Below are 16,516 nucleotides of genomic sequence, written 5' to 3' on the forward strand. Positions count from 1 at the left end.
GGTGCAAACTCAGGTCGCCGGCTGTCGCAGGCGATCGGTGTCGGCGCGCCGGCCCGCGCCCTGGGTCAGCCGGTCGAGCAGGACGCCCAGCAGCACGATCGCAAAACCCGCCGCCAGGCCCTTGCCGAAGTCCTCGCGCTGGGCGAACCCGGCGACCACGTCATAACCGAGCGCGCCGGCGCCCACCAGGCCGCCGACCACCACCATCGCGAGGACCATCACGATGCCCTGGTTCGCCGCCAGCAACAGCCCGCGGCGCGCCATCGGCAACTGCACCTTCCACAGCAGCTGGCGCGGTGTCGAACCGGCCGACACCGCCGCCTCCACCACCGTGGGCGGCACGTCACGCACTCCCCGTTCCACCAGCCGCACCACCGGCGGCACCGCGTAGATCACCGCCGCCACGATCGCGGTGAACCGGCTGGCGCCGAACAGCGCCACGGCCGGCAGCAGATACACGAACGACGGCATCGTCTGTGCCGCGTCCAGCGCCGGGCGCAGGATCCGGGCGAACCGGTCGTGGCGGGCGCCCAGCACGCCGAGCAGGATCCCGAAGACCATCGTGGCGACGGTCGCGACCAGCACGGTGGCCAGCGTCTGCATCGCGTGCTGCCACAGGCCCAGCCCGACCAGCCCGGCCACGGCGAACCCGGCCACGGCGGCGGCCCGGGGACCGCTGCTCAGCGTGCCGAAGATCAGCACGGCCAGCAGGAAGAGCCACCACGGCGTGGTGGTCAGCACGGTCTCGATCGGATCGAGCAGCCCGGCGCTGATGCCGTTCTTCAGCGCCTCGGTCGCGTCGTACCAGTGGAACTCGACCCACTTGGTGGCCTCGTTGACCGGCACCGCGAACGAGGCCCGCCAGCCGGCCGGGAACTCCGCGCCCCAGGACGCCACCCGGCCCAGCACGGTCGCCGCCACCGCGGCGGCCAGCGCCACCAGCGGAACGACGGCCCGCGTCCGGACGGACCGGTGGGTCGTCGGCGCGGCCCGGTGCGCGGCCCGGGTGGTGATCCGGTCGAGCACCACAGCCAGGATGACGATCGCCAGGCCGGCGTCGAAGGCCGCGCCGACGTTGACCCGCTCCAGTGCCTGCACGATCGTCTGGCCCAGGCCGGGCGCGTCGATCAGCGCGGTCACCACGACCATCGACAGCGCCATCATGATCGCCTGGTTGACGGCCAGCACGATGGTGGGCCGGGCCAGCGGCAGCCGGACCTTGCCCAGCAGCTGCCAGCGGGTGGAGCCGAGCGCCGTGGCGGCCTCCACCGTGGTGCGCGGCACCTCGCTGATGCCGAGCGCGGTGATCCGGATGGCCGGCGGGATCGCGTAGATCAGCGTTGCGATGGTGGCGGCCGGCGAGCCGATCAGGAACAGCAGCGTCATCGGGGCCAGATAGGCGAAGGTCGGCATGATCTGCATGACGTCGAGCACCGGCCGCAGCGCGGCCCCGACGGCCGGGACCCGGGCCGCGAGCACCCCCATCGGTACGCCGATCAGCACCGCCAGCAGCACCGCGGACAGCGTCAGCACCAGCGTGTCGACGCTCTCCTCCCAGAGGCCGAGCACCCCGAAACTGAGGAAGCCGGCCACCGCCAGCACCGCCGTGCGCCAGCCCGCGAGGACCGCGGCCAGGGCGCCGGCGGTCGCCACGAGCCCGGCCCAGCCGAGCCCGTACAGCGCGCCGTGCACCGCGTCGACCAGCAGCGAGACGCCGAGCCGCAGGTAGTTGAAGCCGTAGAGGAACAGCGGGCTGGTGTCGCGGTTGGCGTCCACCCAGTCGCGCAGCTCGCCGAAGAACCGGAACGCCCAGGCGTTGTCGTCGTCGGCCGGCGCCGAGGTGCGTACCGCCAGGTAGACCCCGGCGGTGACGAGCGCGAGCAGCAGGACCAGGGTGCGCCGGCCGGGCAGGGACCGGCGCCAGCCAGGCGCGGGGGTGTCCTCGCCCGGATCGGGCGCCTCGACCGGTACGGGCACCTCCGTCACCGCGGTGCTCATGCCGGCACCGGCGGCCGGTGGCCGATCAGCGCCGGCACCAGTTGCCCGGCGTCGACCACCCCGATCCGCTCGTCGCCGTCGACGACCGGGATCGGATGCGCCGCGCGCAGCACCCGCTCGATCGTGTCGCGGATGACCGTGCCGGCCGGCAGCGGCTGGTCCTCCAGGACCTCGTCCGGCTCGGCGGGCCGGACGATCCAGCGCAGGCTCAGCACGTCGGCCCGGGGCACCTCGCGGACGAAGTCGGCCACGTAGTCGTCGGCCGGCGCGCCGACCAGCTCCTCCGGGGTGCCGACCTGCACCAGCACGCCGTCGCGCATGACCGCGATGCGGTCGCCCAGGGTGAGTGCCTCGGCCAGGTCGTGGGTGATGAACACCAGGGTCTTGCCGACCTCGGCGTGCAGCCGCCGGACCTCGGCCTGCATGTCCCGGCGGATCAGCGGGTCCAGCGCGCTGAACGGCTCGTCGAACAGCAGCACCGCCGGGTCGGTGGCCAGTGCCCGGGCCAGCCCGACCCGCTGCTGCATGCCGCCGGACAGCTGATCCGGGTACTGGTGTTCGTGACCGTCGAGGCCGACCAGGGACAACACCTCGGCGGCGCGGCGGTGCCGGTCGGCCTTGCCGACCCCCTGGATCTCCAGGCCGTACGCGATGTTGTCGACCACCTGCCGGTGCGGCAGCAGGCCGAAGTGCTGGAACACCATCGCCACCCCGTGCCGGCGCAGCTCCCGCAGCCGCTTCGGGTTCATCGCCCGGACCGGCTCACCGTTGATCCGCACGTCGCCGGCGGTCGGCTCGATCAGCCGGGTCAGGCACCGCACCAGCGTCGACTTGCCGCTGCCGGAGAGGCCCATCACCACGAACACCTCGCCGGTCTCGACCTCGAAGCTCACGTCGCGCACCGCGGCCAGGCAGCCCGTCCGCGCCCGCAGCTCCGCCCGGGTCAGCTCGGCCAGCGGCGTGCCGACGACCTTGTCGGCCTTGGGGCCGAAGACCTTCCAGAGATGATCGACGGCGATGGTGGGGGGCATGGCGGGGCCTCGCTCAGCTAGAGGATTCGGCGATGAGGTCGGCGGCGCGTTCGCCGATCATCAGCACGGTCACGACCGGGTTCACCGAGGTCATGGTGGGAAAGACCGACGCGTCGGCGATCCGGACGTTGGCCAGCCCGCGCAGGCGCAACTGGGGATCGACCACAGCGGTGGGGTCGTCGGCCGCACCCATCCGGCAGGTGCCGGCCGGATGATAGACGGTGTGGTGGGCGGCCCGCCCGTACGCCGACAGTTCCTCGTCGGACTGCAGGTCGGGACCCGGCGCGATCTCCCGGGCGATCCACGACCGGAACGGCTCGGTGGCGGCGACCTGCCGGGCGATCCGCAGGCCGTCGACGATGGTCTGCTCGTCGTAGCCCTCCGGGTCGGTGAAGTAGCCGAAGTCCAGGGCCGGCTTCACCGCGGGATCGGCGCTGGTCAGCCACAACCGGCCGGAGCTGCGCGGACGCGGGATGTTGGGAGTCATGCCGAAGCCGTGCGCCGGCACGTCGTAGCCGAGGCGCTCGGTGTTGGTGGTGAACGGAATCTGATAGAGGTGGAACATCAGGTCGGGCCGCGGATCGCTGTCGTCGCGGCGGACGAAGAGGCCGGCGTCGGAATCCATCGCCGTCTCGGGCGGCACCGGCCGCGCCGCCTCCCAGAGAATCAGTGACTCGGGGTGATCCAGCAGGTGCTCACCGACGCCCGGCAGGTCCACCACGACGGGGATGCCCAGCTCGCGGAGCTGCCCGGCGGGCCCGATCCCCGACAGCAGCAGCAGGCGGGGCGTGTCGATGGCGCCGGCCGACAGCACATACTCGCGGCCGGCCGTCACGGTGCTCTCGACGCCGTTCTTGTCCCGGACCCGCACGCCGGTGACCTGTCCGTCGGCGACGTCCAGGTGATAGGCCCAGGTGTCGGTCAGGATCGTGAGGTTCGGCCGATCGAGGTGCGGATGCAGGTACGCCACCGACGACGACGACCGGACCCCGGTCTCCGGGTAGTAGGCCACCGGGAAGAAACCGGTGCCGTCGGCGAACGGCTCGGCGTTGAAGTCATCGTGCACCGGCACACCCAGCGCGGTGTGGCAGGAGGCGACAAAGGCCTCGGTCAGCGCGTTGCGGTCGGCCGCGGCCACCGGCTGGATCTGGATCGCCAGCCGCTTCCACAACGGCAGCAGTTCCTCGTACGACCAGCCGGTGGCGCCCGCGTCGACCCAGTCGGCGAAGTCCCGTGGCGGCGGCAGGAAGCTGATCATCGTGTTGTGCGACGAGCAGCCGCCCAGCACCTTGGCCCGCGAGTGCCGGATGTGCGAGTTGCCGCGGGGCTGCGGCACGGTCGGATAGTCGTAGTCGTAGCCGGTCTCGAGCAGGCTCAGCCAGTTCTTCAGCAGCAGGACCCGGTCGTCACCGACATCCGACGGGCCACCCTCGATCAGACAGACGCGTAGCCCCGGGTCGGCCGACAAACGCGCGGCGACGACCGCTCCGGCCGTGCCGCCGCCGACCACGACGACGTCAAAATCCTGTGTAACCGAGGTTTCCAGTGCCCTGCTCCTGCCGCTCACTAGCCGTGGATCACCGATCCACGTGTATCGACGGCCGAACAACGGCGCAGCCGCCGAACTGCCGCCATAGGATTGAGGTGGTGGGCCACAGTGGTCAATGCCGACGCGAGAGTTTTACCAGAGCGCAATGAGTGTTTCGGCCCGTAACACGGTGGACTTGCCCTGGCAAACACCTGCTGAGCTGGGCTTGCCGAAGAATTTCAGGATTGTGAAGCGGGTTCACCCGGCCGGGTGGGTGAGTGCGGACCAGTCGGACCGGGGCGCACAGCGGGTGAGTCGGACGGTGCCCGCTATCGTGGAGTCGGCGGCGACGCCCGGCGGTCCGGCCCCGGAGCGCTCCGCGACAGAAGCGTTCGGTGGAAGCCTCTTTTAGGTGACGAGCCGGTCGTTCAGCCTAATCCGTTCGGGAAAAAGTCCGCGGAAATGTCCGTGAATTTCGCCGTGCAATTTTGCGAGAAGGCTTTGGTGGGGGGTCGCGCCGATTTGCCGGCTGGCGGACCGGCGGGTGAACTGATAAGCGCGACATAGTGCCTGGCCGGCGCCTTCGGGACTGGTCGGGCGGGCTCGATCGTTCACGTTCCGGTCAGCCGTTGGGATTAATCCGGTCGGCTGTTCCGGGCGGTATTGCGTCTCGGACAGGACAAACGGAAGCACTATCGCGGCGGGCTGCGGAATGCGCCATCTTTGTCGCAGCGCCGGAGCGTACGGGTCCGGTGTCACACCGATCAGCGAGTGCACCGACCGTCGACTTTCCGCGGCGTTGCGGAAAGTCGCACGACAAGCCGTTCCAGGAGGAACTTCCCATGCGCAAGATCACCAAGCGTTCCGCTGCCGTCATCGGCGCCACCGTCGTGGCGATCGGCGGAGGCGCCGCCTGGGCCGCCACCTCGTGGTTCGAAGGTGAAGGCACCGCGTCCGCATCCAGCTCGACGGTGCAGAAGGTCACCGCCGTGGGCACGGTGAGCGAGAAGCTCTACCCGGGCAAGAGCGCCACGGCCGCGGTGACGGCGACCAACCCGAACGACTACCCCGTCAGCGTCACCGGGACCTCCGACCTGAAGGTCGCCGTGACCGGTGCCCCCGGATGCGCCCAGAAGGACGCCGACCTGTCGCTGAGCCTCCCGCCGGCGAACACGATCCCCGCCAAGTCGGGTGCCACGCCCGGCACGCTGACCGGCGACTGGACCAATTTCGTCACGATGGGCAAGAACGCCGACCCCGCATGCGCGGGTGCGACCTTCGCCCTCACCTTCAAGCTCGAAGGCAAGGTGGCCTGACGTACTCGGCGGGGCGAGACGCCATCGGCTCTCGCCCCGCACTCCATCGTCGTCACGGAAGGGAGTCCGATGAGCAGACTGCGCACCACCGCCGGCGCGGTAGCCGGCTTGATCGGTCTCCTGGCCGCCTTCGGGCCCGCGCGGCCGCAGAGCGCCGCCGAGCCCACGTTGTTCCTCATGTCGCACGGCCGCCAGCTGGATGCGCGGTTCACCGTGACGGGAACCTCCGTGCGGGGCCTCTATCCCGGCGCGGTGAAACAGCTCCAGCTCACGATCGCCAATCCCTACCGCTTCGCCCTGCAGATCCGCAGCCTGAGCGGCAGGGTGGGCGCGACCTCCCGCCGCGGTTGCGCCGTGAGCGCGGCGAACCTGCAGGTCCAGCGCTACACCGGTCGCCTGCCCGTCACAGTGCCGGCCCGCGGTCGCACCGTGCTCAGCGGCACGCTCCCGATCACCATGCCCAGACAGGCGACAGCGAAGTGTGCGGATACCCGGTTCACGATCATCCTCTCCGGCACCGGCACGAAGGCAGCCCGATGAATCACGTCAGCAAGCTGCTGCTGGTCACCGCGACCGCGACGGCCGTGGCGTCCGCCGGCACAGTCATCGCCTACGCGAGCTGGCCGGTGCCGAGCCGGCCGGTGAAGGTGCAGGTCCGCGCCGCCGACATGCCGCGCGGCGGGCAGCCGAGCGTCGCCCGCAGCGGCGCCGACGCCGTCGTGACCTGGTCACCGCAGGAGATCGGTCCGGGCACCACCATGCAGAGTTACCTCGTCCGGCGCCACAGCGCCGGCGACGCCGCCGTGGTCGAGGAGTTCGGACCGGTCGCCGCCACGACCTTCACGGACACCGCTGTGCCGGCCGGCAAGTGGTATTGGACCGTCACGCCGAAGTTTGCCGGGTGGACCGGTGACGAGAGCAGGAAGAGCGCGACCCTCACGTTCACCGCTCCCGCCACTCCCGAGCCGACGTCGCTGGTGGCGAACACCGGCGCCACCCGGCCGCCGGCGCCGGCCGCGACCCCGGCCGGCGGCGACCCGGTGATCTCACCGCCGGCTCCGACGGGCACCGCCGAGCCGCCGCCGGCCGCTCCCGCACTGGAGGACGAGGCCGACGTACCGCCGCCGGTGTCCGCGGAGGGCAGCCCCGCCTCGCCGTCGAGCGGGACGGTGGGGGACAGCGAGTAGTTCCTGAGTTCCCGTGTCGGGTCACTTTTCTCCGCGCGTACCCGGATGGATTAGGTCCTTTGTCGGGCGGCCGCGGCCGGCAATTCCGGATCTCGCGAACGGTTGCCCGATACCGGCTCGCCGTTATCCGCGAGAGGGTGGTCGGGCACCGCGCCGCGGCGGGAGATGAATTGCTTTCAAGCGCCGGTTTGCCGCGCCGGGCTTGCGGTGCTAGCGGCCCGTCCTGCCTGAGCTGCGGCTTTGTGGACCTCTCCGCGAGCCGGGCGCCGTGCATTTTTCGCATTCCGGTGTACCTCGTGCGGGTTAAGCCGGACAGTCGCTACTGCCCGATCTATGCGCCGGGAACGGCGGACGGATCACCGATCACGGCGCGGCTGCTTTTCCGGGAACGTAGGTAGTGCACAGATTCGTCCCACGCACCACCGCAGGAGGATGCTCCGGATGCGCCAGCTCAGCAGACGGTTCGCCGCCGCTCCGACAGCCCGTTCCCGCAGGTTGGGCGCCGCCGGGGTGACGCCATGATCCGTGATGGGCTGACCCGGCGTGACCTGCGCAGCCCGCAGGACGACGGTTGCGCGCCCGGCGCCGCAGCGGCGAGCCCTCGACCGGAGCGGCAGCTGCGCTTCGATCCACCGCCGCGGCTCCTCCGCGACCTCGACCTGGACGACGAGCCGGCCGACGACGAGATCCGCCCGCGCCGCAGCGTGCTGAGCAGGCTCGACACGCGCAGCCGATCGATTCTCACCGGCGCCGCCGTCGCCGCGGTGATCGTCAACGCCGGCGCGGTCTGGGCCTACTGGCACATCACCGGCTCGGCCACCGGGCGGGCGAACGCCGGCACCGTCGTCGAGCTGAACCTGCGCGGCCGGTCGGATCTCAACAAGCCGCTCTCCCCGGGCAGCACCGGCGACCTGACCGTGACGGTGACCAACGACAACGACTTCGGAATCCGGATCACCTCCGTCTCGCCGGGCGCGGACAAGGTCGTCGCGGACATCGAGCATCGGGACCGCGGCTGCGTGGACCCGGAGGTGCTGGTCACCCGGGAGTCGGTACGGGTGCGGTGGGACGTGGCCCGCAACAACGTCGCCGCGTTCACCGTGCCGGGCGGGCTGACCATGCACCGACCTCCGACCCGGCTTGCGAGGGTGCCGTCTTCACCGTTCCGGTGCTGGTCAGCGGGATGGCGGGGATCAGCTCAGCGGGGTGACCGCGCGCGTTCCGCTGTCGTACGTCCGAGCCTGCCGGAAGCTGCCCCGGGCGGCCGGGAGGTCCCGCAGCTCGGCGGCGTAGCGCGGCTGGTCCCCGCCCCGCAGCGCCAGGCTCACGTGCGGCACCCAGCTGCCCGGCGCGTGCTGCGGGTTACGCTCGGTGCCCTCCAGCGCGCGCCACACCCGGGCGTGCAGGTCACGCAGCGCATCGGTGAGCGTCACCCGCCAGACCACCGCGCGTTCGAAGAAGATCAGCCCGTCGAGCGTCGCCCCGACCGGCAGGCCGGCCAGCGCCGCGCCGACCTCGGGCGTGAGCCGGTCGGCGGCGGCCAGCGTCAGGTGCGGCCGGTTGGTGGGGTGCGCGTGGGTGGCGAGGCTGGGCAGACCCGCAGCGTGCAGGCGCTGCCAGACGGATCGGACCAGGCCGTCGAGGGCGGGATCCACCAGGAGCTCAACCGTGTGCATCCGGCAACGGTGTCACGGCGGCGGCGACGATTCATCGCCGCCTCCGCCGCACCTGAAACCACCCGGGCCAGGGCCCGGTCGGCGCGCCGCCGGTAACAGAGCGTGGGCGGGCGGTGCGCCGGAGTGACATAGTAACGCCGATCCCCGCCGCGCACTACGCCCGGAGGCGATCCACGTCCCGGATCCGCGCGGCCGCCGGGTGCCGCTCGATCAACGGCACCGGGGGCAGGGGCGGCAGCGCGCTGCCCATCACCGAGTCGTAGAGGTGGGCGCGGGCGCGTTCGGCGGCGGCGTCGGTGAGCCGCTCGTCGAGCGAGGCCCGGCCGATGCCCTCGGCCATCACCCGGGAGGTCGCCTCCGCGTACCGGCGCAGATCCTTGAGGCCCTGCTCGTAGCCGATCACCGCCTCGTGCTCGTGGCTGCGGGCGTCGCGGGCCTCGGCGCGTTCGTAGGCGTTGCCGTGCGAGACGAACTTGAGCCCGACCGCCGCGCAGTCCAGCGCGACCAGCAGCAGGGCGATGCCCAGGTAGAAGGCGCCGATGCCCCAGAAGTCGCTGGTCGCCAGGTACCACATGGCCTTGGTGCGGGCGCCGAAGCCGGCGTCCGCCCGGATCGCCGCGGCGTTGACCGTACGCTGGTCGGCGATCTTGGCAGTGAGGTCGGCCTGCTCGGCGGCGCGCGCGGTCCGGGCCGCCTTCTGGGTGTCCTGCAGGCGGGCGGCCTGCGCGTCCAGCCGGGCGGCCTGGTCGTCCAGCCCCCGGGACCGCTGGACCAGCGTGTCGCAGTAGCCGCCGTCCGGGCAGCCGGCCTTGCGGGAGACGCCGTCGCCCGCCGAGTCGGCGATGGCCTGCTGGTAGAGCTTGCGGGCGTCGCGGCGCTTCTCCGCCGCCCGGGTGTTCAACGCCTGCACAGCCCGGTCCTCGGCCGCGGTCTGCTTCTTCAGCTCCGCCAGCCGGGCGTCGTACGCGGCGATCGCCCCGCTGACCTCGACCGCGCTGATCTGCTGGTTGTGCACGTCGTTGAGCCGGTTGTCGATCTCACCCTGGTACCGGGCCAGCATCAGCGGCTCGGTGATGATCACGGCGAACAGCAGCGCCAGCGTGATCCGGCCGGCGTACAGGCCGAAGGTGGGCCGGCGCAGCAGGTCATGGGGGTCGGGCGAGTCCAGGTCCGCGTAGTTGATCGCCACCCGGCCGACCACCGCCCGGTCGTACGCCACCACGCCGGTCGCCACCAGCGGCCCGACCAGCCACTGCCACCACGGGTGGGTGTAGTTGGCGCTGGCATCAACGAAGGCGGCGCCGCCCACGGTCGCGTACGCGAAATAGAGCACGATGAAGACGCCGATCGAGCTGTAGAGCACCCGGTCGGAGTGGGTCGTCACGTTGTCCGGGTTCACGTTGGCGATCCGGAGCAGCAAGCGACGACGCATCTGCCGAGTCTCGCTGATCACAGCGGCCCGCGCGGCGAAACGGGTAAGGCTGAGGCAGAGACGACAGACGATCACGAGGAGCACCATGGCTTCCGCAGTTCCCGCCATCACCCTGAACGACGGCCGCACCATCCCCCAGCTGGGCTTCGGGGTCTTCCAGGTGCCGCCGGCCGAGACGCAGGCGGCCGTGGAGACCGCCATCACGATCGGCTACCGGCACATCGACACCGCCCAGATGTACGGCAACGAGGACGGCGTCGGCGCCGCCCTCGCCGCCTCGGGACTGGGCCGCGACGAGTTCTTCGTGACCAGCAAGCTGAACAACGGCGCCCACCTGCCGGACGACGCGCGCCGCGAGTTCGACCTCACGCTCAAGCTGCTGGGCAGCGACTACGTCGACCTGTTCCTGATCCACTGGCCGCTGCCGGGCCGCTACGACGGCGACTTCAGCCAGACCTGGCGGGTGCTCGAGGAGTTCTATCGCGACGGCCGGGCCCGCTCCATCGGCGTCTCCAACTTCACCCAGCACCATCTGGGCCGGTTGCGCGCCGAGACCACGGTGCGGCCGGCGGTGAACCAGATCGAGATCCACCCGTACCTGACCAACGACGAGCTGCGCGCGTACAACCAGGAGCACGAGATCGCGAACGAGGCGTACTCGCCGATCGCGCAGGGCGCGGTGCTCACCGACCCGGCGATCGTGACGATCGCCGACCGGGTCGGCAAGACCCCGGCGCAGGTGGTGCTGCGCTGGCACATCCAGCGCGGCGACATCATCTTCCCGAAATCCCACACCCCCGACCGGGTACGCGAGAACTTCGAGATCTTCGACTTCGAGCTCGACAGCGGCGCGATGGGCACCATCACCGCCCTGAACCGGGGCGAGAAGGGGCGCACCGGCGCCAACCCCGACACCATGAACTGGGTGCCGGAGAACTGACCGCTACTTGAGCAGGGTGGGCTCGGTGATCGTCACGCGGACGAGCACCGAGGCGTGCACGGTCTGCTGCTGGGGGTCGACATCAAGCTCGAGGTCGGCCTCCGGCGCCCCGTCGAACGCGGCCATCCGCATCATCGGCTGACCACCACCGCCGGCGTTCTCATCGGCGATCTCCACCAACCGGTCCACCTGCGCCCCGACGGCCTCGGCATACTCCCGGGCCCGGCCCAGCGCGTCGGTGATCGCGTCGCGCCGCACGTCGGCGCCGGCCCGGCTGCCCGGCCGCAACTGCCACCAGGGCCCGGAGACCGAGGTCTGCTCCCGGTCGGCCAGCCGCAGCAGCAACTCACCGAGCACCGTGAAATCGGTCACGGTCACGGTGGTCGTGACACTGCCCGTGTAAGCGGCGATCCGCTCGCTGCCGCCCCGCTTGAGCTCCGGATGCACCTGCACCCCGGTGGTCTCGCGCCGCTCGATGGCCCCGGCGAAGTCATCGAGGTGGGTGCGCAACTCGGCGGCCCGCTCGGTGAGCCGGGTCAGCGCGGTCTGCCGGTCCTTGTCCCGGGCGGACACGGCCACGGACAGAACCGCCAGCTCGGGCGGCACCTCCCGGGTCGCTTCACCACGGACGACGATCATCGGTTGCTCGGCCATGCCCCGACGCTACCCGCCGGCTATGACAATCCGCGCCCCAGCGGATCCACCGCTAGCGGCCCCGCCTCAGTCATCCACCGGCTGGGGGCCTTCGCGTCAGCCACCAACCCCCTGGGGCCCGCGTCGGCCATCAACCCGCTGGGGATCTGCGTCGGCCATCAACCCGCTGGGGATCTGCGGCCCAGCCCCATCCGCCCGCTGGCGAAGTGCGCCCCCAGCTATCCGCCGGCTCGAGGGATCAGGGCCCAGCGCGTCCGCTCGGTCTATCCGCCGGCCCGGCGCGGCCGTGCGATCAGGATCGCTGCCCCGATCACCAGCAGCAGCATGATGCCCGCTCCCACGAACAGCAGCGGCGGGATGCCACCGTCCTCATCGGCCGGCGCCGCGTCCGGGACAGCCGCGGGCCCGTCCGGCGCGGGGGCGGAGGCAGCGGGATCGGCCGGTGCGGCTTCCAGCGCGGCCAGCAGGTCGAGCTGGCCGGCGCCGTAGTAGTCGTCGCGGCCCGGGTCACCACGGTCGACTGCGGTGCTGGTGAGGCGCTGCACCACCTCGGTGGCCGACAGTTCGGGATACTTCGCGCGGATCAGCGCGGCCGCGCCGGCCACGATCGCGGCGGCGCCGCTGGTTCCGGTGCCGGTCACGTACTTGTTGTCGGGCGCCGGCGCCGGGATGTCGACGCCCGGGGCGACCAGGTCGACGTGCGGGCCGTGGTTGGAGAATCCGGCCACCTTGTTCTTGCGGTCCACCGCGCCGACCGTGAGCACCTCCGGGTACGCGCCCGGATACTCCATCTCGTTGCCCTTGTCGCCGGTGTTGCCGGCCGTGCTGACCAGGACCACGTCGGCGGCGGCCGCCGCGCTCACCGCGGCGCGCAGGCCCTCGCCGTCGGCGACGCCGAACGCCAGGTTGATCACCTTGGCGCCGTGGTCGGCGGCCCAGCGGATGCCCTTGGCGACGAAGAACGTGTCGTTCGCCGGGGTGATCGGCATGATCTTGGCCTGCGGGGCGATGCCGAGCACTCCCCGGCCGGCGCCGTGGCCGCGCCCGGCGATGACCCCGGCCATCCCGGTGCCGTGCCCGACGGTGTCGAGGTCGCCGGCGGGCTTGTCCCGCACGACCTGGCGGCCGGGCAGGACGGCGCCGTCGAGGTCCTGGTGCCCGGCGTCCACCCCGGTGTCGAGCACCGCGACCACGACCCCGGCGCCCTTGCTGAGCCGCTGCGCCTGCTCGACCCGCAGCGGCGCCCAGAACCACTGCTTGTCCCGGACGCTGTCCGCCCGGGCCGGGACCACCGACCCGAACACCACGGCGACCGCCGCGAGCACGGCCACCAACCGGACTTGATCGCGCTGCGACGGCAGGCTCACCCATGCCGCCCGATGACGTTCGGGCCCGGATCGTGGCGGGCGGTGTCCACCCCCGGCGCGATCACCGGATCCACACCCTCCGCGACCCCCCACACGCCGTCCGGATCGAACGGCTGCTGCTCACCGTCGCCCGGTCGCCGGCCCGCGCGGGCCTGGCCACCCGGGCCGGGTGGACCCTCCTGGCGCGCCGCGCCGACCGGCTCATCCGGCAGCCACGCCGGCCGGACCTGCTCGTTCCCAGATCCCTGACCGGCACCGCGCGCCCCGGGCCCACGACCTGCGCCGCCGCCGACGCCACCCACGCCCGCACCACCGCGACCGGCACCGCCACCAGGACCCGCGCCACCGCCACCGCCGCCGCCACCGCCACCGCCACCGGCGACGCCACCCACACCCGCGCCACCGCCACCGCCACCGCCACCGCGACCGGCACCGCCACCCACACCCGCGCCACCGCGACCGGCACCGCCACCAGGACCACCGCGACCGGCACCGCCATCCGCGCCGCCCGCACCGGGGCCACCGCGGCCGGCACCGCCACCAAGACCACCGCGACCGGCACCCGCACCCGGGCCACCCAGGCCCGCGCTACCGCGACCGGCACTGCCGCCGCCGACACCGCCCACGCCTCCGCGACCGGCGACACCACGGCCCTCCCCGGCCACCGTCTCGCCGATGACCGCGCCGGAGGGCAGCGCCCGCCGTCCGGCCGATTCCGGCCGGGCACCCGGTCGCGCACCCCGGCCGAGCCCGCCGACACCGCCCGCACCCAGGCCGCCGGTGCCCTGACCACCCGGGCCACCGGAGCCGGGCACCCCCGGAACACCGGAGCCGGGCAGCCCGGGAGCACCGGAGCCGGGCAGCCCGGGAGCGCCGCGCCCGGTGCCGGGCCGGCTAACCGGACGACCGCCACCCGCACCACCCACCGGGCCCACCCCGCCCACACCAGGGCCGATGCCAGGGCCGACGATCGGGCCGGGCGGGGGCACGCTGCCCGGCCCACCCCCACCGGGCGGCGGGTTCACCGGCGCCACCGGCGGGTTGATGACTCCCGCGAGACCGGGGCCGCTGCTCACACCCGAACCCGCGCCGCCGCCGGTCTCCGCGCCCTCCGGGACGGTCGGTGCCAGGCCGGGAAGCGGCGGCACGGGGTCGTGCGGCACCGGCACGGTCACGCCGCCGGCAGCACGGCCACCCGCCGAGCCGCCCGCGCCGCCGCCCGCGCCGCCGTCGCCGGCCAGCGGGGTCGGCTGGTAGTGCGGGTCGGTGGGCTCCAGCACGTACGGGTCGGGGACCCGCAGCCGGACCACATTGTCCTGGACGATCTGCTCGGCCGTGATCATGTGGGCCTGGGCCTGCTCGTCCAGCTCGTCCTCGGCGTGGTCCCACCAGGCCGGCACCAGGTCGTCGCTCCTGGCCTTGTACTGCTCCCAGAGCGGCTGGATGTTGTTCTTCGCCTGGCGCAGCGCCTCGAGGATGTTCGCCAGGCCGTCCGCCGTGTCGTCGGCCTCGGTCTTCGCCGCGTCCATCCGGGCGATCAGCTTGTCGACCTCGAGGACAAAGGCCTCCGAGGATTTGTTCTGCTCCGGCGGCCAGGCCGCCACCAGCGCCTCACGGGCCTTGACCAGCAGCGCCCGCTGGTCCTTCACCGCGCCGGAGATGGCACCCCAGGCCGCGACCTGCCGCCAGGCCGCCGGATCGTCCTCGTCCTTGACCATCGCCCACAGCCGGGGCGTGTTGTACGACCCCCAGGCCGTGCACCAGCTGCTGGTCAGCGCCGGATCGCTCATATCGCCACCGCCCGGCCGCCGGAGCCACGCGGGTTCGCGGCCCGGTCGGCGGCGAGCTGGGCCAGCCGCGCCTCCTCGGCCGCCGTCCACAGGGCCTGCTCGACCCGCTTGACACCCTCCGCCGAGCGGGCGTCGCTGGAGTCGAACTCGGCGGCTACCTTCTCCGCCGCGGCGGCGAGCAGCCGGGCGGCGGCCAGGAAGTTGCCGAGGTTCGCGGTCGACGCGCTCAGGCTGCGGGCGTACCGCTGCTTGGCGGCGTGGACGCCGCCGCTGGCGTTCTGCGCGCCGAACGGCACGCTGTCCAGCGGGAGGGTGGCCCGGCCCACCGCGGGCTCGGTGACGTTGTCGACATCCGCCCGTACGTCCGTGGCGAACCGGGTCAGTCCGCCGGTCTCCACATTGATGCCTGGATCACCCACGACGCCTCCCCGTGCCCGTCGTCACAACCGCCCCTGAGCGTAGCGACCACGGGCGATGAGCGGGTGCCCCCGGACGGCGACGCCGGTCAGTCGGTGGTGAGGCGGGTGACCGCCGCGGCGACGCGTTCGTCGGTGGCGGTCAGGGCGATCCGCACGTGGCGGGCCGCCGCCGGGCCGTAGAACGCGCCGGGCGCCGCCAGGATGCCGCGTTGCGCGAGCCACTCCACGGTGGCCCAGCAGTCCTCGTCGCGGGTCGACCAGAGGTAGAGGCCGGCGGTCGAGTGCTCGATGGTGAACCCGGCCTTGACCAGGGCCTCCCGCAACGCCTCCCGGCGGGCCGCGTAGAGCGCCCGCTGGGCCGTGACGTGCGCCTCGTCGCCGAGCGCGGCGACCATCGCCGCCTGCACCGGGGCCGGCACGATCATGCCGGCGTGCTTGCGGACCGCCAGCAGCTCGGCGATCAGCGCGGGGTCGCCGCCCAGGAATCCGGCCCGGTAGCCCGCGAGATTGGACCGCTTGGAGAGCGAGTGCACCGCGATGACGCCGGTGTAGTCGCCGCCGCAGACCGCGTCCGAGAGCACCGACACCGGCTTCTCGTCCCAGCCCAGCGTCAGGTAGCACTCGTCGCTGACCACGATCGCGCCGCGCTCCCGCGCCCAGTCGACCACCTTGCGCAGGTGGTCGACCGGGAGCACCCGGCCGGTCGGGTTCGACGGCGAGTTGATCCAGACCAGCTTGACCCGCGGGTCCGGGCCGAGCGCCAGCAGCGAGTCCGAGCGGACCACCTCGGCGCCGGCCAGCCGCACCCCGACCTCGTACGTCGGGTAGCAGACCCGCGGGATCACCACGACGTCGCCGCGCCCGACCCCCAGCAGCGTCGGCAGCCAGGCCACCAGCTCCTTGGAGCCGATGGTCGGCAGCACGCCGAGGGTGCCGGACGCCGCACAGGCGCGCGCCAGCCAGCCGGCGATGGCCGCCCGCAGCGCCGGCGTGCCGGCCGTCAGCGGATAGCCGGGCGCGTCGGCTGCCTCGGCGAGCGCGGCCTGGATGACCGCGGGGACCGGGTCGACCGGCGTGCCGATCGACAGGTCCACGATGCCGTCCGGGTGCGCCGCCGCGACCTGCTTGGCGGGTTGCAGCAGGTCCCACGGGAAGTCGGGCAGCGAGGCCGACAGCAC

At 72.7% G+C, this 16,516-nt stretch carries 15 protein-coding genes; 4 read left to right on the forward strand and 11 right to left on the reverse strand.

Annotation, left to right across the window (positions count from 1 at the left end; translation table 11 throughout):
- Window positions 1-9: 9 nt before the first annotated feature.
- Genes ACIBQZ_RS06740 through ACIBQZ_RS06750 form a run of 3 tightly spaced genes read right to left on the reverse strand, consistent with a single transcriptional unit; the run spans window position 10 to window position 4,596 of the window.
- The gene (locus ACIBQZ_RS06740) at window positions 10-1,998 is read right to left on the reverse strand and encodes an ABC transporter permease (protein ID WP_396087480.1); all 1,989 of its coding nucleotides are present in this window, start codon (window positions 1,996-1,998) and stop codon (window positions 10-12) included.
- A complete protein-coding gene (locus ACIBQZ_RS06745; RefSeq protein WP_396087481.1) occupies window positions 1,995-3,029 on the reverse strand; it encodes a glycine betaine/L-proline ABC transporter ATP-binding protein in 1,035 nt (344 codons plus the stop codon). Before ACIBQZ_RS06745 ends, ACIBQZ_RS06740 begins: the two co-directional genes overlap by 4 nt.
- Window positions 3,030-3,042: 13 nt before the next feature.
- Complete coding sequence (locus tag ACIBQZ_RS06750; RefSeq protein WP_396087482.1) at window positions 3,043-4,596, reverse strand: GMC family oxidoreductase; 1,554 nt, start codon at window positions 4,594-4,596, stop codon at window positions 3,043-3,045.
- 803 nt (window positions 4,597-5,399) lie between these two features.
- Here ACIBQZ_RS06750 and ACIBQZ_RS06755 point away from each other — a divergent pair.
- From ACIBQZ_RS06755 to ACIBQZ_RS06765, 3 genes are all read left to right on the forward strand, one after another.
- Window positions 5,400-5,873 (forward strand): hypothetical protein, encoded by a 474-nt coding sequence (locus tag ACIBQZ_RS06755; RefSeq protein ID WP_396087483.1) that lies wholly within the window; start codon window positions 5,400-5,402, stop codon window positions 5,871-5,873.
- Window positions 5,874-5,942: 69 nt separating this feature from the next.
- Window positions 5,943-6,413 (forward strand): hypothetical protein, encoded by a 471-nt coding sequence (locus ACIBQZ_RS06760; RefSeq protein ID WP_396087484.1) that lies wholly within the window; start codon window positions 5,943-5,945, stop codon window positions 6,411-6,413.
- On the forward strand, window positions 6,410-7,060 hold the full coding sequence (locus ACIBQZ_RS06765) for a hypothetical protein (RefSeq protein ID WP_396087485.1): 651 nt from the start codon (window positions 6,410-6,412) through the stop codon (window positions 7,058-7,060). Before ACIBQZ_RS06760 ends, ACIBQZ_RS06765 begins: the two co-directional genes overlap by 4 nt.
- A 793-nt stretch (window positions 7,061-7,853) precedes the next feature.
- Here ACIBQZ_RS06765 and ACIBQZ_RS06770 read toward each other — a convergent pair.
- The 3 genes from ACIBQZ_RS06770 to ACIBQZ_RS06780 form a co-directional block, all read right to left on the reverse strand.
- Window positions 7,854-8,180 (reverse strand): hypothetical protein, encoded by a 327-nt coding sequence (locus tag ACIBQZ_RS06770; RefSeq protein WP_396087486.1) that lies wholly within the window; start codon window positions 8,178-8,180, stop codon window positions 7,854-7,856.
- Window positions 8,181-8,253: 73 nt separating this feature from the next.
- Complete coding sequence (locus ACIBQZ_RS06775) at window positions 8,254-8,736, reverse strand: 2'-5' RNA ligase family protein (RefSeq protein ID WP_396087487.1); 483 nt, start codon at window positions 8,734-8,736, stop codon at window positions 8,254-8,256.
- A gap of 154 nt (window positions 8,737-8,890) precedes the next feature.
- Window positions 8,891-10,168 (reverse strand): DUF4407 domain-containing protein, encoded by a 1,278-nt coding sequence (locus tag ACIBQZ_RS06780; protein ID WP_396087488.1) that lies wholly within the window; start codon window positions 10,166-10,168, stop codon window positions 8,891-8,893.
- Between the two features lie 85 nt (window positions 10,169-10,253).
- Here ACIBQZ_RS06780 and ACIBQZ_RS06785 point away from each other — a divergent pair, with 85 nt between their 5' ends.
- Entirely contained in the window at window positions 10,254-11,108 is an 855-nt protein-coding gene (locus tag ACIBQZ_RS06785; protein WP_396087489.1) for an aldo/keto reductase, read from the forward strand.
- A 3-nt stretch (window positions 11,109-11,111) separates the two neighbouring features.
- Here the strand turns inward: ACIBQZ_RS06785 and ACIBQZ_RS06790 are convergent, their stop codons facing one another.
- The 5 genes from ACIBQZ_RS06790 to dapC form a co-directional block, all read right to left on the reverse strand.
- The gene (locus ACIBQZ_RS06790) at window positions 11,112-11,762 is read right to left on the reverse strand and encodes an SIMPL domain-containing protein (protein WP_396087490.1); all 651 of its coding nucleotides are present in this window, start codon (window positions 11,760-11,762) and stop codon (window positions 11,112-11,114) included.
- A 263-nt stretch (window positions 11,763-12,025) separates the two neighbouring features.
- Entirely contained in the window at window positions 12,026-13,093 is a 1,068-nt protein-coding gene (locus ACIBQZ_RS06795; protein WP_396087492.1) for a S8 family serine peptidase, read from the reverse strand.
- Window positions 13,094-13,125: 32 nt separating this feature from the next.
- Window positions 13,126-14,919, reverse strand: a complete 1,794-nt coding sequence (locus ACIBQZ_RS06800; protein WP_396087493.1) for a hypothetical protein — start codon at window positions 14,917-14,919, stop codon at window positions 13,126-13,128.
- Window positions 14,916-15,338 carry a hypothetical protein gene (locus ACIBQZ_RS06805; protein WP_396087494.1) on the reverse strand — a complete coding sequence of 141 codons (423 nt, stop codon included), beginning with the start codon at window positions 15,336-15,338 and terminating at the stop codon, window positions 14,916-14,918. The genes ACIBQZ_RS06800 and ACIBQZ_RS06805 overlap by 4 nt, the downstream gene beginning before the upstream one ends.
- An 86-nt stretch (window positions 15,339-15,424) precedes the next feature.
- Window positions 15,425-16,516 carry a succinyldiaminopimelate transaminase gene (gene dapC, locus ACIBQZ_RS06810; protein ID WP_396087495.1) on the reverse strand — a complete coding sequence of 364 codons (1,092 nt, stop codon included), beginning with the start codon at window positions 16,514-16,516 and terminating at the stop codon, window positions 15,425-15,427.

This window comes from Actinoplanes sp. NPDC049599, assembly GCF_044465625.1.
Classification (GTDB): Bacteria; Actinomycetota; Actinomycetes; order Mycobacteriales; family Micromonosporaceae; genus Actinoplanes.